This window comes from Devosia neptuniae (genome assembly GCF_025452235.1).
Taxonomy (GTDB): Bacteria; Pseudomonadota; Alphaproteobacteria; order Rhizobiales; family Devosiaceae; genus Devosia.
Window position 1 is genome coordinate 4,109,254 of the sequence record NZ_CP104965.1, and the last position, 23,674, is coordinate 4,132,927.

Annotated in this window: 22 protein-coding genes; 15 read left to right on the forward strand and 7 right to left on the reverse strand. The window is 62.6% G+C overall.

The genetic code is table 11. The features are described 5' to 3' along the window. Positions 1-254: 254 nt before the first annotated feature. On the reverse strand, positions 255-746 hold the full coding sequence (locus tag N8A98_RS22970) for a group III truncated hemoglobin (protein ID WP_390888794.1): 492 nt from the start codon (positions 744-746) through the stop codon (positions 255-257). Continuing rightward, positions 743-1,342: a helix-turn-helix transcriptional regulator gene (locus tag N8A98_RS22975; RefSeq protein WP_262172124.1), complete on the reverse strand. Its 600-nt coding sequence runs from the start codon at positions 1,340-1,342 to the stop codon at positions 743-745. The genes N8A98_RS22970 and N8A98_RS22975 overlap by 4 nt, the downstream gene beginning before the upstream one ends. A gap of 162 nt (positions 1,343-1,504) precedes the next feature. Between N8A98_RS22975 and N8A98_RS22980 the strand changes: the two genes are divergently transcribed. From N8A98_RS22980 to N8A98_RS22995, 4 genes are all read left to right on the forward strand, one after another. Further along, positions 1,505-2,107, forward strand: a complete 603-nt coding sequence (locus N8A98_RS22980; RefSeq protein ID WP_262168801.1) for a superoxide dismutase — start codon at positions 1,505-1,507, stop codon at positions 2,105-2,107. A 213-nt stretch (positions 2,108-2,320) separates the two neighbouring features. After that, positions 2,321-2,659, forward strand: coding sequence for a ferredoxin FdxA (gene fdxA, locus N8A98_RS22985; protein WP_262168802.1), 339 nt, complete (start codon positions 2,321-2,323; stop codon positions 2,657-2,659). After that, on the forward strand, positions 2,656-3,207 hold the full coding sequence (locus N8A98_RS22990) for a flavin reductase family protein (RefSeq protein ID WP_262168803.1): 552 nt from the start codon (positions 2,656-2,658) through the stop codon (positions 3,205-3,207). The genes fdxA and N8A98_RS22990 overlap by 4 nt, the downstream gene beginning before the upstream one ends. Before the next feature lie 96 nt (positions 3,208-3,303). After that, complete coding sequence (locus N8A98_RS22995; RefSeq protein WP_262168804.1) at positions 3,304-3,582, forward strand: DUF6894 family protein; 279 nt, start codon at positions 3,304-3,306, stop codon at positions 3,580-3,582. Between the two features lie 101 nt (positions 3,583-3,683). Here the strand turns inward: N8A98_RS22995 and N8A98_RS23000 are convergent, their stop codons facing one another. Further along, complete coding sequence (locus N8A98_RS23000) at positions 3,684-4,697, reverse strand: sulfate ABC transporter substrate-binding protein (RefSeq protein WP_262168806.1); 1,014 nt, start codon at positions 4,695-4,697, stop codon at positions 3,684-3,686. Positions 4,698-4,921: 224 nt separating this feature from the next. On the opposite strand from N8A98_RS23000, the gene N8A98_RS23005 reads away from it, so the two are divergent. From N8A98_RS23005 to N8A98_RS23055, 11 genes are all read left to right on the forward strand, one after another. Then, a complete protein-coding gene (locus tag N8A98_RS23005; RefSeq protein ID WP_262168807.1) occupies positions 4,922-9,616 on the forward strand; it encodes an NAD-glutamate dehydrogenase in 4,695 nt (1,564 codons plus the stop codon). Positions 9,617-9,826: 210 nt separating this feature from the next. Then, entirely contained in the window at positions 9,827-10,786 is a 960-nt protein-coding gene (locus tag N8A98_RS23010) for a class 1 fructose-bisphosphatase (protein WP_262168809.1), read from the forward strand. 113 nt (positions 10,787-10,899) lie between these two features. Beyond that, positions 10,900-12,171 carry an AGE family epimerase/isomerase gene (locus N8A98_RS23015; protein ID WP_262168810.1) on the forward strand — a complete coding sequence of 424 codons (1,272 nt, stop codon included), beginning with the start codon at positions 10,900-10,902 and terminating at the stop codon, positions 12,169-12,171. Positions 12,172-12,222: 51 nt separating this feature from the next. Then, complete coding sequence (locus N8A98_RS23020; RefSeq protein WP_262168812.1) at positions 12,223-13,008, forward strand: SDR family oxidoreductase; 786 nt, start codon at positions 12,223-12,225, stop codon at positions 13,006-13,008. Between the two features lie 71 nt (positions 13,009-13,079). Continuing rightward, positions 13,080-13,958 (forward strand): carboxylating nicotinate-nucleotide diphosphorylase, encoded by an 879-nt coding sequence (nadC, locus tag N8A98_RS23025; RefSeq protein ID WP_262168813.1) that lies wholly within the window; start codon positions 13,080-13,082, stop codon positions 13,956-13,958. After that, positions 13,955-14,779, forward strand: a complete 825-nt coding sequence (gene cysQ / locus N8A98_RS23030) for a 3'(2'),5'-bisphosphate nucleotidase CysQ (protein WP_262168816.1) — start codon at positions 13,955-13,957, stop codon at positions 14,777-14,779. Before nadC ends, cysQ begins: the two co-directional genes overlap by 4 nt. A 316-nt stretch (positions 14,780-15,095) precedes the next feature. Further along, on the forward strand, positions 15,096-15,347 hold the full coding sequence (locus tag N8A98_RS23035; RefSeq protein WP_262168818.1) for a PadR family transcriptional regulator: 252 nt from the start codon (positions 15,096-15,098) through the stop codon (positions 15,345-15,347). 20 nt (positions 15,348-15,367) lie between these two features. Next, a complete protein-coding gene (locus tag N8A98_RS23040) occupies positions 15,368-15,643 on the forward strand; it encodes a hypothetical protein (RefSeq protein ID WP_262168819.1) in 276 nt (91 codons plus the stop codon). A 14-nt stretch (positions 15,644-15,657) separates the two neighbouring features. Continuing rightward, the gene (locus tag N8A98_RS23045; RefSeq protein WP_262168820.1) at positions 15,658-16,920 is read left to right on the forward strand and encodes an efflux RND transporter periplasmic adaptor subunit; all 1,263 of its coding nucleotides are present in this window, start codon (positions 15,658-15,660) and stop codon (positions 16,918-16,920) included. Beyond that, positions 16,917-20,264, forward strand: coding sequence for an efflux RND transporter permease subunit (locus N8A98_RS23050; RefSeq protein WP_113123871.1), 3,348 nt, complete (start codon positions 16,917-16,919; stop codon positions 20,262-20,264). Before N8A98_RS23045 ends, N8A98_RS23050 begins: the two co-directional genes overlap by 4 nt. Before the next feature lie 121 nt (positions 20,265-20,385). After that, the gene (locus tag N8A98_RS23055) at positions 20,386-20,625 is read left to right on the forward strand and encodes a hypothetical protein (protein WP_262168823.1); all 240 of its coding nucleotides are present in this window, start codon (positions 20,386-20,388) and stop codon (positions 20,623-20,625) included. A gap of 42 nt (positions 20,626-20,667) precedes the next feature. Here the strand turns inward: N8A98_RS23055 and N8A98_RS23060 are convergent, their stop codons facing one another. The 4 genes from N8A98_RS23060 to N8A98_RS23075 all read right to left on the reverse strand — a co-directional run bounded on the left by N8A98_RS23060 (position 20,668) and on the right by N8A98_RS23075 (position 23,632). Then, positions 20,668-20,985: a hypothetical protein gene (locus N8A98_RS23060; protein WP_262168824.1), complete on the reverse strand. Its 318-nt coding sequence runs from the start codon at positions 20,983-20,985 to the stop codon at positions 20,668-20,670. Positions 20,986-21,031: 46 nt separating this feature from the next. Beyond that, the gene (locus tag N8A98_RS23065) at positions 21,032-21,199 is read right to left on the reverse strand and encodes a hypothetical protein (protein WP_262168826.1); all 168 of its coding nucleotides are present in this window, start codon (positions 21,197-21,199) and stop codon (positions 21,032-21,034) included. Positions 21,200-21,416: 217 nt separating this feature from the next. Next, on the reverse strand, positions 21,417-23,312 hold the full coding sequence (locus N8A98_RS23070) for an ABCB family ABC transporter ATP-binding protein/permease (RefSeq protein ID WP_262168827.1): 1,896 nt from the start codon (positions 23,310-23,312) through the stop codon (positions 21,417-21,419). Further along, positions 23,312-23,632 (reverse strand): ArsR/SmtB family transcription factor, encoded by a 321-nt coding sequence (locus tag N8A98_RS23075; RefSeq protein WP_113123875.1) that lies wholly within the window; start codon positions 23,630-23,632, stop codon positions 23,312-23,314. The genes N8A98_RS23070 and N8A98_RS23075 overlap by 1 nt, the downstream gene beginning before the upstream one ends. Positions 23,633-23,674: the final 42 nt, after the last annotated feature.

Consider the following 23,674-nt stretch of genomic DNA (forward strand, 5'->3'; position numbering starts at 1 on the left):
TTTGCGGAGGCATACCCCCACCCTGCTCGATGTACGGACTTAGCAAGGGCTAGGTCCTATCTCGCTTCCCTCCCCACAAGGGGACGGAGGACGCGACTGATGGAACTTCGTAAACTAGCGACATCCTCAATGTCATCCCCGCGAAAGCGGGGACCTCTGTTTGCTTAGCTAAGGCCGATAAACAGAGGTTCCCGCTTTCGCGGGAATGACATCGTGGAGGAATGGCGAGGGTGATGACTGTGGGCTTCGTTCCCCTACTCCGGCGGGATCCAGCTTGGGGCTTCGCGCTGGAGCGGGCCCATTCGGGTGATGTCGTCGCCGCGGCGCATGGCGATGTTCATGCGGAAGCTGTTGCCGATGCGTTCGGAGCGTTCCGTGAACAGGGCGGCGATTTCGGGTGGGCAGAGCTTTTCGGCGGTTTCGCGGAACAGGCGCAGCCAGCGCATGAAATGGGCGTCGGAGAGTTCGGGGATGGCCATGTGCTTGGGCATGGGGCGGCCGGCATAGCGGCCGGTGCCAAGCAGCATGGAGCTCCAGAAATCGGTGATGGTGGCGATGTGCTGGGGCCAGTGTTCGGGCGGGATGACGCGGTTGAACACCGGGCCGATGACCGGGTCGCGACGGGCTTCGGCGTAAAAGGCGTCGACCACGGCGGCGATCATGGCTTCATCGAGCTGGGCGGGCGTTTCCCAGCCGACGCGCTGATGGCGCGTGCCGGCGGGCGGACGGGGATTGTCAGCGGTCATTGGGCTTCCCGGATGGCGTAGCTGCAGCGGCGACCGCCGGCCACGATATGTTCCTCGCGTGTCACCTCGATATCCGGCCCCAGTACGGCGCGGAAGACGTCGATTTCGGCGCGGCAAAAATTCTGGCAGGCGGTGGCGGCGGCGCAGATGGGGCAGTGATTTTCGACCAGCAGGAGCGAACCATCGGGCTGCTCGCGCCAATCGGCCATATAGCCTTCGGCAGAGCGCAGGTTTGTCAGGGCGGCGACCTTGTCGCGGAGGCTGAGCTGGTCGGCGATGACGGTTTCGTAGGCGGCACGGGTTTCGGCTTCGCGGGCGGCGATGATGGTGTCGAGCGCGGCGGCGCCGAGCGAGGAGCGGACGATATCGAGCAATTGCACGGTGAGCGCGGCGTGGGTATCGGGAAAGCGGGACTGGGCGGCCGGGGTGAGCGACCAGCTTTGGGTGGGGCGCCCGACCCCGCGGGCCTCGCTGGAGGCGATGACCAGGCCCTCTTCGGCGAGGCGCACAAGCTGCTGGCGCGCGGCTTCGCCACTGGTGCCCAGGAGGGTGCCGAGCGCCGAGGAGGACAATGCGCCATGCATTTTGAGCGCCATCAGCACCCGCTCGGAAGGGCTGCGCGGCGACCAGGTCGCATTTTCCAAGGTCTGGCTTGACATATTTGGCGAATGGGTTTTCAAAGTCATTGCTTGGAAATTAAACGGGCTGGCGCCAAAATGCAAGCGGCGCTGGCTTCATGACCAAAGAGGAACGTAAAAATGGCCTTTGAACTCCCCGCCCTGCCCTATGCCCATAGCGCGCTTACCGAGCGCGGCATGAGCCAGGAAACGCTCGAACTGCACCACGACAAGCATCACCAGGCCTATGTGACGGCGCTCAACGGGTTCGTCGAGAAGAATGCCGACCTCGCCGGCAAGTCGCTGGAAGAGATCATTGCTTTTGCCAAGGACAAGGCCGATCTGGCGCCGGTGTTCAACAATGCCGGGCAGCACTGGAACCATATTCATTTCTGGAATGCGCTGTCGCCCAAGGGTGGCGCACTGCCGGGTAAGCTCGAAGCCAAGATCGTGAGCGATCTGGGGAGCGTCGAGGCATTCAAGGACGCGTTCAAGACCGCGGCGACGACGCAATTCGGTTCGGGCTGGGCCTGGCTGGTGCTGGGGACCGATGGCAAGCTCAAGGTGACCAAGACGCCCAATGGCTCCAATCCACTGGCGACAGGGGAAGGCAAGCCGCTGCTGGGGCTCGATGTGTGGGAGCACAGCTATTATGTCGATTTCCGCAATCGCCGGCCCGATTACGTGACCAATTTCCTCGATAAGCTGGCGAATTATGAATTTGCGGAAGCCAATTTGGGGTGAGGTTTCGCACCATTTTGCACCGACCTGATATCTCAGGATGGGCCCCGGCCTTCGCCGGGGTGACATCGGGGCGTAGGATGGTTCGGTGCTTCAGGTCCTGCCGCGAGACCTCATCCTGAGCTTGTCGAAGGGCGAGGTCGTGGCACCATCACGGCACGACCTCGTGGTTCGACAAGCTCACCATGAGGTCTACTTACTGTTCCGAGTTATTCCATGACCTATGTCGTCACTGAAGATTGCATTGCCTGCAAGCATATGGATTGCGTGGAGGTTTGCCCCGTGGATTGCTTCTATGAGGGTGAAAACATGCTGGTCATCAACTCCGACGAATGCATAGATTGCGGGGTGTGCGAGCCGGAATGCCCGATCGACGCGATCAAGTCCGACAGCGAAAGCGGGCTGGAGAGCTGGGTGGAGCTGAACCGCAAATATGCTCGGTTGTGGCCGAACATAGTCGAAAAAGGCCTGCCGCCCGCCAATGCCAAGGCGATGGAAGGCGTGCCCAATAAATTCCGCGACCTCTTTTCCGAGCGTCCGGGAGAAGGATCGTGACAGCAGCAATGGCCGATTTCGAATTGCCAGATTCCATGGCGCTGCGGGCGCCGCGGCGGCCCACTATCGGCAATGCCGAATTCCGCTCGGCCATGGCGGCGATGGCGTCGACCGTAAGCGTGGTGACGGCGCGGCGGGGCGACGAGGTGATTGGGCGGACGGCGACGTCGGTGATTTCGCTGTCGGCGACGCCGCCGGCTTTGCTGATCTCCATCGATATTGTCAGCCGCATGGCCGATATCATCGCCAAGACGGGTGGTTTTTCGATCGCCATGCTGGCCGATGATCAGGCGGCGGTGGCCGATGCTTTTGCCGGGCGGCTCGACCCGGCGGATCGCTTTGGCGTGGGCGACTGGACGCGGTGGCCATCGGGCAATCCAATGCTGCTGGGGGCGGTGACGGCGTTCGATTGCGAGGTCATCGGCGCGATGGAGACGGGCACGCATGTGCTGTTTGCCGGGGCGATCGTCGAAGCGGAGACCACGACCAGCCGCACGCCGCTGTTGTGGCAGCGGCATGGCTATCATGGGATAGCCCCTCTCGACTGAACGGCACGAAGGTGCCAAGCTGGGTGATGTGATTTGTCGCTGGCGGCGCGCAACCCTCGGGCGCTGCTGGAAGTTCTATCGGCGAGGGAGATGTCCATGCCCCGCTACTTTTTCCATTACCGCACCGATGACGAGCTGATCCGCGACACCGATGGGAGCGAATTCAGCGATCTCGATGCTGCCGAACATAATGCCGCCGAACTGGGCCGGGCGATCATCGATCGCGCGATGAGCACGGGCGGGGATGCGCGGGCGCCGCGGTCAATCGAGATCACCGACGCGGCGGGGGTGGAACTGCTGTATGTGGTGTTTTGGGCTGGGCCCAAGGTGGGCGAAGGTCCGGGGTCGCCGGTGGGACCGGTGACTATGCATTGAGTTTTTTGCCTCTCTCCTTGTGGGAGAAGGTGCTCGAAAGGGAGCGCCATCCAAAGAAAAACGCCGGCCACTGGAGCCGGCGTTTTGTTTTTTGTTGGCGCTTATTGACCCGAATAGATCTGGTCGAACACGCCACCGTCGCCGAAGAATTCGGGTTGGGCTTTGCGCCAGCCGCCGAAGTCTTCGATGGTGACAAGGTTCACCTTGCCGAAGCGGGCAATGTCCTCAGGAGCGGCGGCTTCAGGCTTGAACGGGCGGTAGTAGTTGGCCGCCGCAATCTTCTGGCCTTCGTCGGAATAGAGATAGTCCAGATAGGCCGTGGCGACGTCGGTATTGCCCTTCTTTTCGGCATTGCCGACAACGAGAGCGACCGGCGGTTCGGCCAGAATCGAGACCGAGGGGGTCACGATGTCGAAGGCGTCGGGGCCCAGTTCTTCGAGCGCCAGATAGGCTTCGTTCTCCCAGGCAAGGAGCACATCGCCAATGCCGCGCTGCACGAAGGTGGTGGTGGAGCCACGCGCACCGGTATCGAGCACGGGGACGTGCTTGTAGAGATCGGTGATGTAAGCCTTGGCGGTTTCATCGCTGCCGCCGGGCTGAGCCTTGGCCCAGGCCCAACCGGCCAGCAGATTCCAGCGAGCACCGCCCGAGGTCTTGGGATTGGGCGTGATGACTTCAACGCCATCCTTGGTCAGGTCACCCCAATCCTGGATACCCTTGGGGTTACCCTTGCGGACCAGGAAGACGATGGTGGAGGTATAGGGCGCGTTGTTGTTTTCGAAAGTGCCGCGCCAGTTTTCCGGGATCAGCGTGGGATCGGCGTCGGAGATGGCATTGATGTCGCTTTCCAGCGCCAGGGTGACCACGTCGGCTTCGAGACCATCGATGACGGTGCGAGCCTGGGCGCCAGAGCCGCCATGGGTGGTCTGCACGGCCACGGTCTCGCCCTTGGTTTCCTGCCAATGGGCGATGAAGGCCTGGTTGAACTGCTGGTAGAGCTCGCGTGTCGGATCGTAGCTCACATTGATGATGGTGCGGTCCTGCGCATGCGCGGTGATCGCAAAGCCCAGCGCAGCGAGGCCGGTCAGGGCCAGAATCCTGGGTAGTTTTCTCATTGTTCGTCTCCTGCCTGGATCGTGGCGGGAGGCTAGCCAGATCGCGGGCACGCTGCAAGCTGGTGGCTCTCGCCACCCCACCCTCGGCCCTCCCCTCGAGGGAGGGAGGCGCGGGCTGATCGTTGTCATCCACGCATTGTCTGCTCGCGCTATTGTGCGAAGGGATGGCAGACAGCGCGTGCCGGGGTGCCTACAGTGGCGGGGCGAGACTGGGAGTACACGACGTGACGCATGAGGATAGGTCCAACCGGCAGATCATGCTGGAGCGGGCAGCACTATTGTTGGCGAGCGAGCCGGGATTTGGGCGCTTCTTCAAGGCCGCCATTCTGGCGACCGATGGCGAGGACCTTGGCACGCAGGCGCCAGATGCGTTCGAATCGGTGTTGCGGCAGGCCTATAAACACTTGCTGGCCTATGACGGGGAAAACAGCCGCATTGTTGCCACACGCCCGGTCGCGGCGGGCGAGGCTTTGGTGCTCGATATCGTGTCTCCGGATATGCCGTTTATCGTCGATAGCGCGCTGGCCGCCGTGCGGGCGGCGGGCGGCAATGTGCGGCTATTTACCCATCCGGTGGTGCTGGTGGGCAATGGCGAAGTGAATGATGGCGACGGGCGCTCGCTGAGCCTCTTACACATTCACAGCGACCCGGTGGCCGATGTCGACGGGCTGGTGAGCGAGATCAAGAGCACGATGGGCGATGTGGCCCATGCGGTGCGCGACTGGCAGCCGATGCTGGAGCGCCTGCGCCGTGCGGCCAAGGATCTGGAGCGGATCAAGGGGCCGCAGCGGGATGAGGCGCTGGCCTTTGTCGATTGGCTGATCGAGCACAATTTTACCTTCCTGGGCCTGCGCCAATATGGCGTCGAGGGCGAAGCGCTTGCCCCGGTGGCAGGGAGCGGGCTGGGCATATTGCGGGACCCCGACGTGCGCGTGCTGCGCAGCGGCGCCGATTATGTGGAGACGACGCCGCAACACACTGCCTTTATGGCGGAGAGCGAACCGCTGCTGGTGACCAAGGCCAATGTGCGCTCGCGGGTGCATCGGCGGGTGCATCTGGATTATGTGGGCATCAAGCTGTTTGGCGCCAATGGCGAGGCGACGGGCGAGCTGCGCGTGGTGGGGCTGTTCACCGCGCAGGCGCTGGCCATGCCGCATACCGATGTGCCGATCATCCGCCGCAAGATTGCCGAGGTGATGCGCAAATCCGGGCTCGACCCGCTGGGGCATGACGGGCGGGCGCTGCTGAGTGCGCTGGATAGCTATCCGCGCGACGAGCTGTTCCAGATCGGTGTGGAGCAGCTGTATGAATTTTCCAGCGCGATTTCAGCGCTGTATGACCGGCCGCGGGTGCGGGTTTTGCCGCGCATCGACCGGTTCGACAATTTCGTCTCCATCCTCGTTTATGTGCCGCGTGACCGCTATGACGGGGAAGCGCGGGCGCGGATCACGCGGTATCTGGCGCAGGTTTATGACGGGCGGGTTTCGGCGTTTTATCCGAATTTTCCCGAGGGCGAGCTGGTCCGGCTGCATGTGATTATCGGGCGGATTGCCGGACCGACGCCGCGGCCGAGCCGTGGCGAGCTGGAAGCGCGGGTGGATGCGCTGACCTCCAATTTCGGCGACACACTGGCGGCGACAGCGGCGAACCCGGCCTCGATCAGCGACTATCGCGGGGCGTTTTCGCCGGCCTATCAATCGCGCAACACGGCCGAGGATGCGCATGCCGATATTGCGGCGCTGCAGGCGCTGGGCGATGGCACGGGCGTGGCCATCCGGCTGCGCAGCCGCACCGGCACGGATGGCTCGCTGGGACTGAAATTCTACCATCGCGAGACGGCCATTCCGCTGAGCGACCGCGTGCCGATGCTGGAGGCCTTCGGGTTCCGGGTGATCGACGAGCGGACCTATACGATCGTGCCGCGCGACGGGGTGGAGCGGTATCTGCACGATATGGTGCTGGAGCCCATTGAAGCCGGGTTCGACGTGGCGGCGCGGGGCGCGGCGGTCGAGGAAGGGCTGCTGGCGGTGTGGAACGGGGCGGCGGAGAGCGATCAGCTTAATACGCTGGTGAGCCGCACTAGACTCGCCTGGAACGATGCCGCATTCCTGCGGGCGCTATCACGCTATGTCCGGCAGATCGGGATTTCCTATTCGCAGCGCTATATTGCCAGCGTTTTAGTGAAGCAGAGTGCAGCGGCGACCGCGCTGATCGATCTGTTCAATGCGCTGCATGACCCACGGGCAACCGAGCGGGAAGTGGCGGCCGAACAGGCGCGCGAGGCGATTGCGGCGGCACTGGATGCCATGGCGTCGCTCGATGAAGACACGATTGTGCGGCGGTTCCTGAACCTGGTGGAAGCATCGGTGCGCACCAATGCGTTCCAGCGCGATGCCGACGGCAATCGCATGCCGGCGCTAGCGATCAAGTTCAATAGTGGCCGGGTGGAGGGGATGGTCGCGCCACGGCCGTTCCGCGAGATTTCGGTGTATTCGCCACGGGTGGAGGGCGTTCACCTGCGGTTTGGCGCCATCGCGCGCGGGGGCTTACGCTGGTCGGACCGGCCGGAGGATTTCCGCACCGAAGTGCTGGGACTGGTCAAGGCGCAGCAGGTGAAGAATGCGGTGATCGTGCCGGTGGGGGCCAAGGGCGGCTTTGTGCCCAAGCATTTGACGCCGGGAATGGCGCGCGAGGCGTTTCTGGCCGAGGGCGTGGCCGCCTACAAGATTTTCATCGGCGCGCTGCTCGATGTGACGGATAATCTGGTGGACGGCGCCGTGGTACCGCCACGCGATGTGGTGCGGCGGGATGGGGATGATCCCTATCTGGTGGTCGCAGCCGACAAGGGCACGGCGAGTTTCTCCGACACGGCCAACGGAATCGCCACGAGCCGTGGCTATTGGCTGGGCGATGCCTTCGCTTCGGGCGGCTCGGCCGGCTATGACCACAAGAAAATGGGCATTACGGCGCGCGGCGGCTGGGAGGCCGTGAAACGCCATTTCCGCGAGATGGACCGCGATATCCAGCGCGAACCCTTCACCGTGGTCGGCGTAGGCGACATGAGCGGGGACGTGTTCGGCAATGGCATGTTGCTATCGCCAGAGATCGAGCTGCTGGCGGCGTTTGACCACCGCGATATTTTCATTGATCCGCACCCGGATGCAGCCAAATCGCTGGCGGAGCGGCAGCGGCTGTTCGCCCTGCCCCGTTCGAGCTGGCAGGATTATGACCAGAGCCTGATTTCCAAAGGCGGCGGGGTGTTTTCGCGCAGCCTCAAATCCATTCCGCTGAGTGCGGAGGCGCGGGCCGTGCTGGGGATCGAAGCGGTGCATGCGACGCCGGCGGAGGTGATGTCGGCGATTTTGCGAGCGCAGGTGGATTTGCTGTGGTTTGGCGGCATTGGCACCTATGTGCGCGGGGCGCAGGAAACGGACGCCGAAGTGGGCGACCGGGCCAATGACGCAATCCGCGTAGTGGCAGGCGAAGTGCGCGCCAAGGTGATCGGGGAAGGCGCCAATCTGGGCGTGACGCAGCGCGGGCGCGTGGATTATGCGCTGGCCGGCGGGCGGATCAATACCGACGCCATCGACAATTCGGCGGGGGTGAATTCGAGCGATCTAGAGGTCAATATCAAGATTGCCGTGGCCCCGCTGGTGGCGGCGGGTACGCTGGATATGGCGGCGCGCAACAGCTTCCTTGCCAGCATGACCGATGAAGTGGCGGCGCTGTGCCTGCGCAATAATTATCTGCAGACGCTGGCGATTTCACTGGCTGAGCGAGCGGGCCTGGCGGAGCTGCCGGACCATCGGGTGCTGATCGAGCAATTGGAAGCACGCGGCCTGCTCGACCGGGCGGTGGAATTTTTGCCCAGCGACGCGGCGCTTGATGCACGCGGGGCGGCGCTAACGCGACCGGAGCTGGCGGTGATCCTGGCCTATGCCAAGCTGACGCTTTATGCGGACCTTTTGGAAGGGCGGGATATCGACGACGCGTATCTGGCGGGTGAGCTTTATCGCTATTTCCCCGAGACACTGCACACCACCTATCCCGATGCGGTGGCGCAGCATCGGCTCAAGCGCGAAGTGATCGCGACGGTCTTGGCCAATGCGATGATCAATCGCGGCGGGCCGGCCTTTGTCAGCGAAATGATGGGCTCGACCAGCGCCAATCCGGGCGAAGTGGCGCTGGCTTATGCGGCTACGCGCGACGTCTATGTGCTGACCGAGCTCAATACCATGATCGACGGGCTCGATGGCGTGGTGCCGGGCGCGGTGCAATTGGGGCTTTATGCCGAGGTGGTGGAGCTATTGCGGCAGGAGACTTTGTGGTTCCTGCGCAATGCCAATGTGAGCGAGGGGCTTGCGGCGCTGGTGGCGCGGCACAAGAGCGGCGTGGCGACGCTGCGCAGCATGTTGACGAGCGCCCTGCCCTCGTCGCTGGGCGAGGCTGTGGCGGCGCGGACGGCTGCACTGGTGGCGCAAGGCGTGCCGGAGGCGGTGGCGCAGGGGTTGGCGGAATTGCCTGTTCTTTCCTATGCCAGCGATATCGTGCTGGTCAGCGAGCGCTGCGGCGTGTCGGTGGCGGATGGGGCGGCGGCATTCTTTGGGGTGTTCGGGGCGTTCAATCTGTGGCCGGTGATCGAACAGGGCCGCGCCATTGTGCTGGCCGACCGGTTCGACCGCATGGCGCTGGACCGGGCGCTGGCAAATGTGATGCGGGCGCAGCGCGATATCACGGCCGATGTGCTCAAGGTGGCTGGCGGTGCGGTGACGGATCGGCTGGCGCGGTGGAATAGCGAGGAACGCGCGGGGATTGCGCGGACGGCGGCGGCGGTGGCCGAGCTGACGCAGGGGACGCTGACGGTGTCGCGATTGAGCGTGGCGGCGGGGTTGCTGGCGGATTTGGCGCGGGAGGGGTGAGGGGTTTGCTTCAACAGGCATCGAAGCATGGGACGGCGCAGAACCCCTCACCCTGTAATTTCTTCTGGACGAAGAAATTACTGTCCCTCTCCCTCAAGGGGCGAGGGTGGGCTCCGTGGGTGGGAGGGGCCGTGCCTAGCCGAAAGTCGGCCTTGCCTCCGGGCGGGGCATCATCACACTGGCGCCAACTGATTTAGGAATGAGAGCATCATGACCACTTCCCTCGCCCAATGGCTTGCTGCGCAGAATGTGGCGCCGGAGCTCGCCAGTGTTGTCGCATCCATGGCGGCGGCGAGTGCGGAGATCGCGGCGGTGTTGCGGTTGGCGCCGATTGCCGGGCAGACTGGGCTGGCGGGGCATACCAATGTGCAGGGGGAGGCGCAGAAGGAGCTCGACGTCGTCAGCAACGATATTGTGCTCAAGCACTTAAGTGCCAATGCCAACGTTTCGATTCTGGTGTCCGAAGAGCTGGATGAAGCCGTTCATATGGAGAATCAGGGTCGCTATATGGTGGCGACGGACCCGCTGGATGGGTCTTCAAACCTTGACGTAAACGTCACTGTGGGCACGATATTTTCGGTGCTGGGGGTCGATCCGACGAAGCCCGACTTGTTGCAGAAGGGCTCGGCGCAGCTGGCGGCGGGATATGCAGCCTATGGGCCGGCGACGAGCCTGGTGCTGACCTTTGGGACGGGCACGAGCGTGTTTACGCTCGATGGCAGCGGGCAGTTTGTGTTGACGCTGGACGGCGTCAAAGTGCCGGTGGCGTCGGGGGAATATGCGATCAATACCGCGCGGGAGCGGTTTTGGGACAAGCCGACGCAGGCCTATGTCACCGAGAACGTGGCCGGGGAAACCGGGGCGGCGGGCAAGCGCTATAATATGCGCTGGGTGGGCTCGATGGTGGCCGATATCCACCGCATCCTGATGCGGGGCGGGATTTTCCTTTATCCGCTCGATAGCGAGACGGTGAGCAAGGGCGGGCGGCTGCGGCTGCTGTATGAGGCCAATCCGATGGCGCTGCTGGTTGAGGCGGCGGGTGGAAAGTCCACCACCGGGCATGAGCGGATTTTGGATGTGCAGCCCACGGGGATACACCAGCGGGTGCCGGTGATTTTGGGCTCGGCGGAGGAAGTGAGCCGGGTCGAGGCGTTTTACGCGAAAGCGTAGTTGGCTGGCACAATCCTGCGCAATGCCAAGGGGATGGCCTGCAATCGAAATTGCAACGTTCTTATTCCGCCCGTATACAAGCGTCCAATAGCAGCGGCGAGACCGGAGCCAGCATGAGCGACGCCCAATATACCCTTCCCAAGACCAATTCGGGCCCGTGGAACACGCGTCCGTTTCATCGGCAATGGTTGATGCGGCAGGCCAATAATCTGTTCGATTTTTTTGAAGCCGCGTCGCTCAATCCCAAGGGCGGGTTTTTCGAGCTGGATGATGCGGGCAAGCCGCTGGATGGCGCCAATTCGACGCGGCAGATTCATGGCACGACGCGCATGGTGCATTGCGCGGCGATCGGCAGCCTGATCGGGCGACCGGGTTCGGGGGAAATCCTGGACCATGGCATGCAATATATCTGGAACCAGCATCGCGACACCAGGCGCGGCGGCTATGTGTGGTCGCTGGATAATGGCGGGGTCAAGGACGGGTCCAAGCAGGCTTATGGGCATGCTTTCGTGCTGCTTGCGGCATCCAGCGCCAAGCTGGTGGGGCATCCGCTGGCCGACCAGATGCTGGCGGACGTGACCGAGGTGATCAATACGCGCTTCTGGGATGCGAGCCGGGGCGCGGTGAAGGACGAGTATACTTCGGACTGGTCCAAGCTCCTGCCCTATCGCGGACAGAACGCCAATATGCATATGACCGAGGCGCTGATGGCGGCGTTCGAGGCGACGGGTAACAAGGATTATCTGACCAAGGCCGAGGCCATTGCCAAGCTGATCATTGCCGAGCATGCAGCGTCGCTGGGCTATCGGGTGGCCGAGCATTTCGACGAGAACTGGGTGCTCGACAAGAATTATCTGGGCAATGAAATGTTCCGGCCGGCCGGCACCACGCCGGGCCATTGGCTAGAATGGGCGCGGCTGTTGATCCAGCTCTGGGTGCTTGGGGAAAAGCGGCTGCATTGGCTGACCGATGCGGCGCGGCACCTGTTCCGCGCGGCGATCGACCTGGGCTGGGACAAGGTCCATGGCGGGTTTTTCTACACGCTGGACTGGGACAATAAGCCCGTGATGCGCGAAAAGCTGTGGTGGCCCCTGGCCGAGGGGATCGGGGCGGCGTCGTTCCTGACTTCCTATGACCGGGACGATTATTTCCAGATCTGGTATCGCAAGCTGTGGGACTTTGCCGACAACCACATGATCGACCATGCGCGTGGCGGCTGGCTGAGCGAGCTCAAGGAAGATTTGACGCCGACCTCGCGCCTGTTTGTGGGCAAGCCGGATATTTATCACGCGCTGCAGGCGTGTTTGATCCCGCTTTATCCGGCCAATGGGAGCCTGACCAAAGGGATTATCGAGGCGGATCACACGGCCAAGATCGCGCATTGACGCCAACCATCCGCGCCTTCGTGCGTTGCGCTCCTGTAACAGGAGGCGCGGATGGAACAACTTCGGAACAAGGTGGCGCTGGTGACCGGCGCCGGATCGGGCATTGGCAAGGCGGCGGCGCTGACGCTGGGCGCAGCGGGCGCGATGGTAATTGCGCTGAGCCGGACCGGCGGCGAAGTCGAGCAGACGGCGGCCGAAGTCACCAAGGCCGGTGGCAAGGCGCAGGCTATCGCCGCCGATGTTTCGGACGACGCGGCGATGCGGCGGGCGATTGGCGAGATCATCGACAAGCATGGCCGGCTCGATATCGTGGTGGCCAATGCCGGGATCAATGGCGCCTGGGCGCCGATCGAAAGCCTGACGCCGGAGGAATGGGACACCACGATCCGGGTGAACCTACGGGGCACCTACCTGACGATCCATCATGCGGTGCCGCATCTGGAAGCGGCGGGGGGCGGATCGATCGTGGTGATTTCCTCGATTAATGGCACGCGCAGCTTTGGCACGCCGGGCGCCAGCGCCTATTCGGTGACCAAGGCGGGACAGGTAGCGCTGGTGCAGCAATTGGCGCTGGAACTGGGTAGTCGGCGCATCCGCATCAATGCGATCTGCCCCGGGGCGATCGAGAGCGAGATTTCGGACAATACGGAGAAGCGGGACACCGCGCGGATCGAAATTCCGGTGGAGTTTCCCGATGGGGATATTCCGCTGACTGGCGGCGAAAAGGGCAAGGCGCAGGACGTTGCCGATGCCGTGCTGTTTCTAGCCACCGATGCGTCCAAGCATATTACGGGAACACCGATCTGGATCGATGGCGGGCAGAGCCTGTTGCGGTAACCGCTTTCGCGGCTGACTTGCATGGCATGCACGCTGCGCGTACATCAGCGCCATTATAGTGAGATCGCGCTATGCCCGTTACGTCCCGCCTGCCTGCTCATTTGCCGCGCCTGCTGGTGGAGCGCGCTGTTGCCGCTGCGCTGGAGGAAGATCTGGGGCTGGCGGGGGATTTGACCAGCCAGGCGACACTGGCGCCGGATGCGGTAGCGACGGCGAGCCTGTCGGCGCGCGAGGCGGGGGTGATTGCCGGGCTTGATCTGGCGGCGGCCGCATTTCGGCTGGTGGGCGATGGGGTGGTGTTCACCCCTGCTCTGTCGGATGGCGACCGGGTGGCCGCCGGAGGGCTGGTGGCGACCGTGAGCGGGCCGGCCCGGCTGGTGATGTCGGCGGAGCGGGTGGCGCTGAACTTTCTCAATCATCTGAGTGGTGTGGCGAGCCTGACGCGGATTTATGCCGATGCGGTGGCCGGCACGGACGCGCAGATTTGCGATACGCGCAAGACGACGCCGGGGCTGCGGGCCTTCGAAAAATATGCGGTGCGCTGCGGTGGCGGAGCCAATCATCGCTATAGCCTGGATGATGCGATCCTGATCAAGGACAACCATATCGCCGTTGCGGGCAGCGTGACGGCGGCTTACCAGGCCGCCGAGGCATTTGCCGGGCATCTGGTGGCGATCGAAATCGAAGTGCAGAACCTGGCCGAGCTGGAAGAAGCGCTGGCGGCGGGGGCGCGGATCGTATTGCTCGACAATATGGACAACGGCCTGCTGCGGCAGGCGGTGGCGCTGAATAAAGGCCGGGCGAAACTGGAAGCCTCGGGCGGGGTGAAGCTGGACCGGGTGCGCTCGATTGCCGAGACGGGGGTCGATTTCATTTCGACCAGCCAGATCACCATGGCAGCGGTGCCGCTCGATCTCGGCCTCGATGTCGAGATCGAGGCAACGCGATGAGCGTGGTGACGGCGGTGGACCAATCGCTGACGGACCTGTCGCTGCAGGCGGCCATTGCGGCGGCGAAGCTGATTTTGGACGTCTATAGCCGGCCGATTGCGGCGGTGACCAAGTCGGATGGTTCGCCAGTGACGGAGGCAGATGCTGCGGCAGAGGCAGTGATCCTTGATTATCTGCGGCCCACCGGCATTCCCGTGCTGGGGGAAGAAAGCGTCGCGGCGGGGATTATTCCCGTGCTGGGCGAGCGCTATTTCGTGGTCGATCCGCTGGATGGGACCAAGGAATTCATCAAGCGCAATGGCGAGTTCACGGTGAATATCGCGCTGGTGGAACATGGCGTGCCGGTGATGGGCATGGTGCTGGCGCCGGTCAGCGGGGAAACCTTTATCGGGGATGCGAGCGGGGCCTATGCCTGCGATACCTCGAGCGGCATTGCGGTGGGCAAGCGGGTGATTTCGGTGGCGACGGCGGCGCCGATGCGGGTGGTGGCGAGCCGTTCGCATGGGCATGCGGCGCTGGCGAGTCTGTGCGAGACCTTTGCGGTGGAGAGCGATGTATCGGTCGGCTCGTCGCTGAAATTTTGCCTGTTGGCGCGGGGCGACGCGCAGCTTTATCCGCGGTTTACACCGACTTGCGAGTGGGACACGGCGGCGGGACAGGCCGTGCTCGAGGCGGCAGGCGGCGCGGTGGTGACGCTAGATGGCGAACGCATGCGCTATGGCAAGCACGATATCGGGTTTTTGAATCCGTATTTCGTGGCAGCGTCGAGTCTCGACCTGGCGCGGCGGGCGGCGGCGGAGATGAGCTCGATCCTGGGGTAGGAATCAGGGCATCGGAGTGCCCCCTCCTAGCCTCCCCCTGATAGGGGAGGGATGGATTGGGGCTTGCCGGCTTTGGTATTGTGCGGGCTTATTGTCGCAAGGTTGGAGGCCAGCGCGGTTACCCGTTCTGGAACTAAGTTATTATTCCAGCAAGCATAGTCACAAGTATTGAATCTGCGCAATTGCCCTGGTCATTGGCAGGGCTTTAACTGTTCGGCGCGACTTCCACGTTCGCAATGCTTGCGCAATCTTCAGCAGACATATATAGCCCCGGCATATATCGATCCGGCATATACGCCGGCGGAGCTGCAGCTACATGAACGTCAGAACCCTATGCCTTTCCATCCTCTACAATGGGGACGCGACCGGTTACGAGATCAGGCGGCAGTGCACGGATGGCGAATGCGCCTATTTCGTGGAGGCCAGCTTCGGTTCGATCTATCCGGCGCTCGCCAAGCTTGAGGATGATGGGCTGGTGACCAGCCGCAGCGAGACTCAGGACGGCAAGCCGACAAAAAAATCTACTCCATTACCGAAGCCGGACGGCTCGCTTTTGTACATCATTTGAGCGAACCGCTAGCACCAAACATGTTCCGCAGCCCGTTTTTGCTGTTCGCGCGTTACGCACATCTTTTGCCACAAGAGCTGGTGGAAGAACGCGTTACCGATTTTCTCAACGAGTTCACCAACAAGCGGGAGATGCTTGACGGGTTTCTCGGAGAGCATGGCACCAATGCTGCAGAGACATGGGTAATCAATTATGGGCGTGCCATGATGGAGGTTGCAGAGAACCACCTGCGCTCCCATATGCACGAACTGATCACAATGGCGCGAGCCGAGCCGAAAAAAGAAGCGGCTGAATAGAGGGGCGAATACTCATGCGTGCATTGCTTTCTTACGGTCTTGCCTTGCTCATCCTGGTTGGCGCCGGGTTGTGGCTGGCGACTGGCACTCTGGTGATGGGCGGGAACGGGCCGGGCAAGGGCGAGCGTTCGATCGTTTCGGTGGTCGAAGGTCAGGAGCATGGCCCCATCGCGACGACACTGGCCGATGCCGGCGTGCTGGCGCATCACGAACCATCGACGACGGTCGACCCGGCCCTGACCATTGCCCAGCGCAATGAAGCCGAAATGGGCACGGCCACGCAGCTGCAGTCGGTTCGCACCACCACCTATGTGGCCAAGCCGATGTCCATCGAAGTGCCGCTGCGCGGCCGCACCGCCGCCAAGGCCAGCGTTTCCGCTGTGGCCGAAACGGCCGGCATCGTGGATGAAGTCAACATCGTCAAGGGGCAGAGTGTCAAAGTGGGCGACCTGCTCTGCACGCTGGACCAGGGCACCCGCGCCGCTGCGGTGGCACAGGCGGAAGCCGGACTGGAGCAGGCCAATGCAGGGTTGAACCAGGCCCAACTCGACTATGACACCAATGAAAGCCTGCGCAATCGTGGGCTGGCTGCCGCCAATACGGCGCGGGCCGTGGAAGTGGCCCTGTCTTCGGCCAAGGCCAATGTGAGCTCGGCCCAGGCCGCGCTCGACAATGCCAATGCCGAACTCGACCGTACACGGATCCTCGCCAAGGTGAACGGCGTGGTGCAGGACCCCATCGTTTCGGAAGGCGCCATGCTGGCCATGGGCTCGCCCTGCGCCACTATCGTGCAGCTCGACCCGATGCGCTTCCTGGGCCAGGTTCCCGAAGCCCGTATCGCACTGGCCAAGACGGACCTAACGGCCTCGATCCGTACGGTGACTGGCCAGACCGCCGACGGCAAGGTGACCTATATCGCTTCGACCGCTGACAGCGCGACCCGCTCGTTCCCGGTGGAAATCGAATTCGCCAATCCCGACGGCGCGATCCGTGACGGCGTTACCGCCCAGGCCACCGTCAATATGGGGTCGGCTCCGGCGCAGCTACTGCCACAATCTGTCCTGACGCTCAGCGATGATGGCGTTCTGGGGGTGCGGACCGTGGAAGATGAAAAAGTGAAGTTCTACCCGGTGCAGATCGTCAGCGACACGCGTGACGGCATCTGGGTGATGGGGCTGCCCGCGTCGGTCGACGTGATCACCGTGGGCCAGGAATATGTGACTGAGGGCCAGACCGTGGCCGCTACCAACGTTGCAGCCGGAGGGGCCGCTTCATGATCAACTTCCTCGAACGCATTCTGCGAATGCCGCGCGTGGTGCTCACCGTCATGGTGCTGCTCCTCGGCGCGGGGCTGATGGCCTATGTCACCCTCCCCAAGGAGAGTTTTCCGGCCATCGACATCCCCTATTTCTACGTTTCGGTAACCCAGACCGGCGTGTCGCCGCGCGACGCCGAGCAATTGCTCGTCAAGCCGATCGAGGACCGGATCAAGGATATCGACGACCTCGAGAACTATACCTCGACCGCGACCACCGGGCACGCCTCGGTGTTCCTGGAATTCAACGTCAATGCCGACAAGGACACCGCGCTGAACGATATCCGCGCGGCGCTCGAGGGTGTATCCGCCGACCTGCCGACCGAGGCCAAGGAACCGGTCGTCAGCGAAATCTCGTTTACCGACACTCCGGTCATCTATGTCGCGGTTTATGGCAATGTGCCCGAACGCGAATTGGTGCAGCGCGCCAAGGACCTGCAGGACGAGCTGGAGGGCATTCCCGACGCGCAGACCGTGACGATTTCTGGTCAGCGCGACGAGATGATGGAAGTCACCATCGACCAAAATCGTCTCGAAGCCTACGATTTGACCGCCACGCAGCTGCTCGACGCATTGGCCAAGAACAATATGGTGGTCCCAGGCGGCACGCTCGACACGGGCCGCGGCTCGTTCAACGTGGAAGTGCCGGGCCTGATCAAGAATGTCGAGGACGTCTATACCCTGCCCCTCAAGGCTTCGGGCGACACTGTCGTGACGTTCGGCGACGTGGCGACCATTACCCGCACCTTTGAGGACGCCACCCAATATGCCCATGTGAACGGCCAGACGGCCATCACGCTGGGCGTCTCCAAAAAGCTGGGGACCAACGTCATCAATGTGTCCGACGAAGTGCGGCGCGTGACGGCGGAGTTCACCAAGGACTGGCCGCAGGGCGTGCAGACCTCGTTCCTGATCGACCAGGCCGACTCCACCAAGAACCTGTTCCGCTCGCTGGAAGCAGCGGTGCTGACTGCCGTGGCGCTGGTGCTGATCACCTGCGTCGCCACCCTTGGCGTACGTCCGGCCATCATGATCGGCATGTCGATCCCGATCTCGTTCATGATGGCGTTCCTCGTGGTGCAGATGCTGGGCATGACCATCAACATGATGATCATGTTCGGATTGGTGCTCGCGGTGGGCGTGCTGGTGGACGACCCTATCGTGGTGGTCGAATATGCCGAGCGAAAGCTGCAGGAAGGCGTTTCCAAGCGGGAAGCGTTCATCCTGGCGGCCAAGAAGATGTTCGTGCCGGTGGTTTCGGCCACCTTCACCACGCTGGGTGCCTTCGTGCCCTTGCTGTTCTGGCCGGGCATTATCGGCAAGTTCATGAGCTATCTGCCGATCATCGTGATCGTGGTGATGGTGGCTTCGCTGGTCTCCGCACTGATTTTCATGCCGATCATCGGCGCCTTCATCGCGTCGAGCCATATCGACGAGAAGCACAAGGAAGCCGCCGACGTTGTGATGTATGCCGACAAGTTCGACCCCAAAAAGGTTGGCGGCATTACCGGCTATTATGTGCGGGCGATGGAGCATTTGCTGCATCAACCGATCCTGACGCTGGGCATCGGCTTTGCGCTGGTGGCGGCGATGTTCGTCGCCTACATGTCGAACCCGACCGGCACCGAGGCGTTCCCGGCTTCAGAGCCCGAATTCGGCACGGTCAACGTGATCACGCGCGGCAATTACTCGCCGGCCGAAATCCGCGACCTGCTGATGGAGGTGGAAACCGAAATCCTGCAGGTACAGGGTATCCAGGACGTGGTGATGCGCTTCGTCAATACCGGCAGCGGCGGCGATGGCATGAGTGCGTCGGCACCGCCCGACACTGTGGGCGCGTTCGACCTGCAGCTGATCAACTACAATGAACGCATCAAGGCCGAGGAAATCTTCCAGGCCATCCGCGAGCGCGTGGCCCATATTTCCGGCCTCGAAGTGCAAATCGCGGCGCAGGAAAACGGCCCGCCGGCCGGCAAGGCCATCAACCTGCGGGTGGAAGGCACTGTCTATGCCGATATCGCCCCGACCGTGGCCAAGCTGCGTGACTATATCGAGCACGATCTGGGTGGCGCCATCGACGTGGAAGACGGCCGCCCTGCCCCCGGTATCGACTGGCAGGTCACGATCGATCGCGTCGAAGCGGCCAAGTATGGCATCGGTGTGCGCGAGCTGAGCCCCTATGTGCAGCTCGTGACTTCCGGCGTGACGCTGGGCACCTACCGCCCGGATGACGGCTCGAGCACTGACGAACTCGACATCAAGGTCCGCCTGCCGGAAAGCGAGCGCACTTTCGATGCCCTCGACTCGCTGCGCATCGTGACATCGCAGGGTCTGGTGCCGGTCTCCAACTTCATCGAGCGCACAGCAGTGCCAAAAGTGGCGAATATCTCGCGCCGCAACGGGCTCTATTCGATGAATGTGGCGGCCAATCTGGAGCCGGGCCTCGACACCGCGGCTAAGGTGGCCGAGGTGCAGCAGTGGCAGGCAACGCAGGACTTCCCCTCGAGCGTCAAGATCGTCTATGGCGGTGCGGCGGAGCAGGTTGACGACACCAACGCGTTCATCATCACCGCGTTCGGCGCCGCCATGTTCCTGATCTTCTTCATCCTGCTGCTGGAATATAACAGCTTCTGGCAGGTGCTGGTGACGCTGACCACGGTGATCATGTCGCTGGGCGGGGTGCTGCTCGGCATGCTGGTCACCGGGATGAGCTTCTCGGCGATCATGACGGGCCTCGGCATCGTGGCGCTGGCGGGTATCGTGGTGAAGAACGGCATCGTGCTGATCGACACCTATAACCACTATAACCGCGACGAAAAGGTGGAGCCGATCAAGGCCATGCTGCTGACCATCAGCCAGCGTGTCCGGCCGGTGCTGCTGACGGCAACCGTGACGGCGCTGGGCGTTATTCCGATGGCGCTCAATGTCGAGTTCGACTTCATCCGCCGCGAAATCGTGGTGGGCGGCCTGGCCGGTTCGTGGTTCATCCACCTGTCGGCGGCCTTGGTGTCGGGCCTCTTCGTCTCTACCGCCCTGACCCTGGTCATGGTGCCAGTGATGGTGGTGGCCCCCCATGTGATGAAGGGCCAGATCGGCTGGGTCATCCGCCAGGTTGGTAAGATGATCAACTCGGCGCGCAATGGCGGCAAGCAGACCGCGGTGCCGGCCGGGTTCGATGGCATGGCCGTCGAAATCCCCGCCGACGCCGATGGCGCCAAGCGCTACATCGTCAGCAAGGAAGAAGGGCTGGTCGAGAAGGACAAGAACGGCGTGACCATTGTCAGCCGGCCCGAAGCGGCGGAGTGATGTCCGTTAGGGAATGAGTTGAAAAGGCCCGCAGTAATGCGGGCCTTTTTGTTTTGGGTTATAGTGACGGCTGACAGCAACTTGGCGAGGCCGGACGATGCGACTGACTGCGGAACAGGTCATGGCCGATCTAGACGAGGCCATCGTAGCCACGGTCGACGGCCCGGTGCATATCGAGAGCGACGGCAAGGACGTGGCTGTTCTGCTGTCGCCGGAGCAATATGCGGCGCTTGCCGGCCCTGTCGCACGTATTCCCCGAGCGGAGTTGGAGCGGCTCATGGCGGCGAGTATCGAGCGGCATGGATCGGTCTATCGAGCGCTCGCGAAGTGGGAAGCGGAGAACGAGCCGCCCGAGGCTTGATGATCGCGAGACCATAGCCAGCACGGAGGCATCGCGCCCTACTCACCCAGCGCTGCGCGCATACCTCTCCTCGGACGGGCGAGGTGATCTGGGGCTAGCGGCTGGGGTGGCAAAAGCATTCAGCCGCCAGATGTCGCCTTCGAACTGGATGTCGGTCGTCGCCGCGTTCAGTGGCGCCACGGCCTTTTGCCAGAATGCGATGGCGGCGGTGTTGGCGAGGGGGGTGGCGATGTGCCAGTTGCCCGGATGGTTGGGGAGGATCGTGGCGAGGGCGGCGCGGCCGGTGCCCCTGCCTCGGTAGGCTTTGAGAATGAAGAACTCGGCCATGAAGAAGCATGGTTTGCGGCCGGTCAGGGGCATTCGTCGATGACCAAGGCGAAGCCGGCGATCTCGTTGCCTGCCGTGATTAGATAGGGGAAGCGCCAGAAGCGGTCGAGGAAATAGTAGGCGAAGCGACCATCTGGCTCGACCGGAACGGCATGAACTCGGTCATGTCGTGGAGATAGAGCTGGATCAGATTGGCGATGACCGGTTTTTGGTCCGGCGTGGCGGGGATGACCGATATATCCTGCATGGATGGACTATGGCCGCCGCGTTGCCTGGCGACAAGTGTCGCTACAGCCCTGGCGCAGTAAACAGAAGTTCCTGCTTTCGCGGGAATGACATTGTGGGTGGGCGAGGGACGCGCCACGACCTCGTCCTTCGACAAGCTCAGGATGAGGTCTACTGATTGGCTCCAGGCTTAAGAGTAGACCTCATGGTGCTTGTCGAACCATGAGGTCGTGCCGCCCCTACTCCGCCGCAGGCAGGCCTCGTTTGACGAAGCCGTCGGGGTCGTTGGCGGTGCGCAGGAGTTGTTCTTCGGCTTCGGTGGCTTCGCGCTGGCGATCCCACATCTGGGCGTAGAGGCCGGCTTTTTGCAGCAGGGCGACGTGGTTGCCGCGTTCGGCCACGACGCCGTCGCGCAGGACGAGGATTTCGTCGGCGTTGACGACCGTGGAGAGGCGGTGGGCGATGACGACCGTGGTGCGGTTTTTCGAGACCACATCGAGGGCGGACTGGATATCGCGCTCGGTCTTGGTATCGAGGGCTGACGTCGCCTCGTCGAGGATGAGGAGCGAGGGGGCCTTGAGGATGGTGCGGGCGATGGCGACACGCTGCTTTTCGCCGCCGGAGAGTTTTAGGCCGCGTTCGCCGACCGGGGTGTCATAACCCTTGGGCAGGGTCTCGATGAAGGGGCCGACCTGGGCCATGGCGGCGGCGGCGCGCACTTCCTCCTCGGAGGCGTCGGGGCGGCCGTAGCGGATATTGTAGCCGATCGTGTCGTTAAACAGCACGGTATCCTGGGGGACCATGCCAATGGCCGAGCGCAGGCTTTCCTGGGTGATGTCGCGCAGATCCTGGCCATCGATGGTGATGGCGCCGCCGGTGACGTCGTAGAAGCGGTAGAGCAGCCGGGAAATGGTGGATTTACCAGCGCCGGTGGGGCCGACAATGGCGACCGTCTTGCCGGCGGGGACTTCGAAGCTGACGCCTTTGAGGATGGGGCGATCGGGATCGTAGTGGAAGGTCACGTCGTCGAAGCGGATGACGGGACCGGAAATGACCAATGGCTTGGCGTCGGGCTTGTCCACGATTTCGGGGGCCTGATCGAGCAGCTTGAACATTTCCTCGATATCGGTGAGGCCCTGACGCAACTCGCGATAGACGAAACCGATGAAGTTCAGCGGGCGATAGACCTGCATGAGGAAGGTGTTGAGCAGGACGAAGTCGCCCAGGGTCAGCGTCCGGTTCATGACGCCATTGATGGCCATGACCGAGATAATGAGGAAGCCCGCGTAGAAAATCAGCGCCTGGCCGAAATTGAGGAAGCCCAGCGAGGTCCAGATACGGATGGCGGAGCGCTCATAGCCGGCCATGGAGGCGTCGTAACGCTCGGCTTCCATCTTCTCATTGGCGAAATACTTCACCGTCTCGAAATTGAGCAGGGAATCGATGGCCTTGCCATTGGCATCGGTGTCCGAATTGTTCATGTCGCGGCGGATGGAAATCCGCCAATTCGAGGCCTTGATGGTGAAATAGAGATAGCCCCAGATCATCACCACCAGCACGCCCAGATAGCTGAAGCCGAACATCCAGACGAAGATCACGGCCGTGATGATGAATTCGACCAGCGTGGGGGCGATATTGAGCATGGTGAAACGCACAATGGTTTCAATGCCCTTGGTGCCACGCTCGATGACGCGGCTCAGCCCGCCGGTGCGGCGCGCCAGATGGAAGCGCAGCGACATGGCATGAAGATGGTGGAAGGTGCGCAGAGCGAGCTTGCGTACGGCATTCTGGCCGACGCTGGCAAACAATACGTCGCGCAATTGCTGGAAGCCGGCGTCGAAGATGTTGCCCAGCACATAGGCGATGACCAGGACGATGGGGATGGCGAGGCCCAGCACGATGCCGCTATCGGGCGCGGTGCCATCGAGGCTATCGATGATGCCCTTATAGGCGAAGGGAATGAAGGTGGTAGCGACCTTGCTGAGCAGCAGCGCGCCAATGGCCAGCACGACGCGCAGGCGCAGATCGGGGCGGTCTTCGGGCCACATATAGGACCACAGGTTCTTGACCGTGGAAAATACCGAGCCTTCGTCCGCGCTAACGGACGGCTTCTTGTTCGTGCTGTCTGTGGTCATCAGGCCGGCTCTGCTTCCAGTTTGGGGCTGGCGGGGGTGAGGCCGGCGAGCATGCCGGAATAGGCGGCACCCAGTTCGGCCAGACGATCATGCTGGACAATGTAGCAATTGCGCGTGCCACGCGGCTGGCGCGTGATCAGCCCGGCATCGAGCAGCACCTTGATGTGCTGGGACACGGTGGACTGGGCCAGCGGCAAGGATTCGGTGACATCGGCGCAGCAGCACTGCCCCTGCTGCTGCGTCGCCAGGATGCGCAGGATATTGAGGCGCACCGGATGGCCCAGTGCCCGCAGGAGAGTGGCAATATCGTCGTCGCGCATCCGAGCTCGGCTTTTTTGATCGTTGATTTACGATAGAAGATG

Excerpts from the sequence above, each read along its gene's own strand:
- N8A98_RS23045 (WP_262168820.1), top strand. The coding sequence starts at position 15,658 with ATGCGTGCATTGCTTTCTTACGGTCTTGCCTTGCTCATCCTGGTTGGC.
- N8A98_RS23015 (WP_262168810.1), top strand. The coding sequence starts at position 10,900 with ATGAGCGACGCCCAATATACCCTTCCCAAGACCAATTCGGGCCCGTGG.
- N8A98_RS23000 (WP_262168806.1), bottom strand. The coding sequence starts at position 4,697 with ATGAGAAAACTACCCAGGATTCTGGCCCTGACCGGCCTCGCTGCGCTG.
- N8A98_RS22975 (WP_262172124.1), bottom strand. The coding sequence starts at position 1,342 with ATGGCGCTCAAAATGCATGGCGCATTGTCCTCCTCGGCGCTCGGCACC.
- N8A98_RS22995 (WP_262168804.1), top strand. The coding sequence starts at position 3,304 with ATGCCCCGCTACTTTTTCCATTACCGCACCGATGACGAGCTGATCCGC.
- N8A98_RS22970 (WP_390888794.1), bottom strand. The coding sequence starts at position 746 with ATGACCGCTGACAATCCCCGTCCGCCCGCCGGCACGCGCCATCAGCGC.
- N8A98_RS23075 (WP_113123875.1), bottom strand. The coding sequence starts at position 23,632 with ATGCGCGACGACGATATTGCCACTCTCCTGCGGGCACTGGGCCATCCG.
- N8A98_RS23065 (WP_262168826.1), bottom strand. The coding sequence starts at position 21,199 with ATGCAGGATATATCGGTCATCCCCGCCACGCCGGACCAAAAACCGGTC.
- N8A98_RS23010 (WP_262168809.1), top strand. The coding sequence starts at position 9,827 with ATGACCACTTCCCTCGCCCAATGGCTTGCTGCGCAGAATGTGGCGCCG.
- N8A98_RS23035 (WP_262168818.1), top strand. The coding sequence starts at position 15,096 with ATGAACGTCAGAACCCTATGCCTTTCCATCCTCTACAATGGGGACGCG.
- N8A98_RS23055 (WP_262168823.1), top strand. The coding sequence starts at position 20,386 with ATGGCCGATCTAGACGAGGCCATCGTAGCCACGGTCGACGGCCCGGTG.
- N8A98_RS23070 (WP_262168827.1), bottom strand. The coding sequence starts at position 23,312 with ATGACCACAGACAGCACGAACAAGAAGCCGTCCGTTAGCGCGGACGAA.
- nadC (WP_262168813.1), top strand. The coding sequence starts at position 13,080 with ATGCCCGTTACGTCCCGCCTGCCTGCTCATTTGCCGCGCCTGCTGGTG.
- N8A98_RS23050 (WP_113123871.1), top strand. The coding sequence starts at position 16,917 with ATGATCAACTTCCTCGAACGCATTCTGCGAATGCCGCGCGTGGTGCTC.
- N8A98_RS23060 (WP_262168824.1), bottom strand. The coding sequence starts at position 20,985 with ATGCCCCTGACCGGCCGCAAACCATGCTTCTTCATGGCCGAGTTCTTC.
- N8A98_RS23020 (WP_262168812.1), top strand. The coding sequence starts at position 12,223 with ATGGAACAACTTCGGAACAAGGTGGCGCTGGTGACCGGCGCCGGATCG.
- N8A98_RS22980 (WP_262168801.1), top strand. The coding sequence starts at position 1,505 with ATGGCCTTTGAACTCCCCGCCCTGCCCTATGCCCATAGCGCGCTTACC.
- N8A98_RS23040 (WP_262168819.1), top strand. The coding sequence starts at position 15,368 with ATGTTCCGCAGCCCGTTTTTGCTGTTCGCGCGTTACGCACATCTTTTG.
- cysQ (WP_262168816.1), top strand. The coding sequence starts at position 13,955 with ATGAGCGTGGTGACGGCGGTGGACCAATCGCTGACGGACCTGTCGCTG.
- fdxA (WP_262168802.1), top strand. The coding sequence starts at position 2,321 with ATGACCTATGTCGTCACTGAAGATTGCATTGCCTGCAAGCATATGGAT.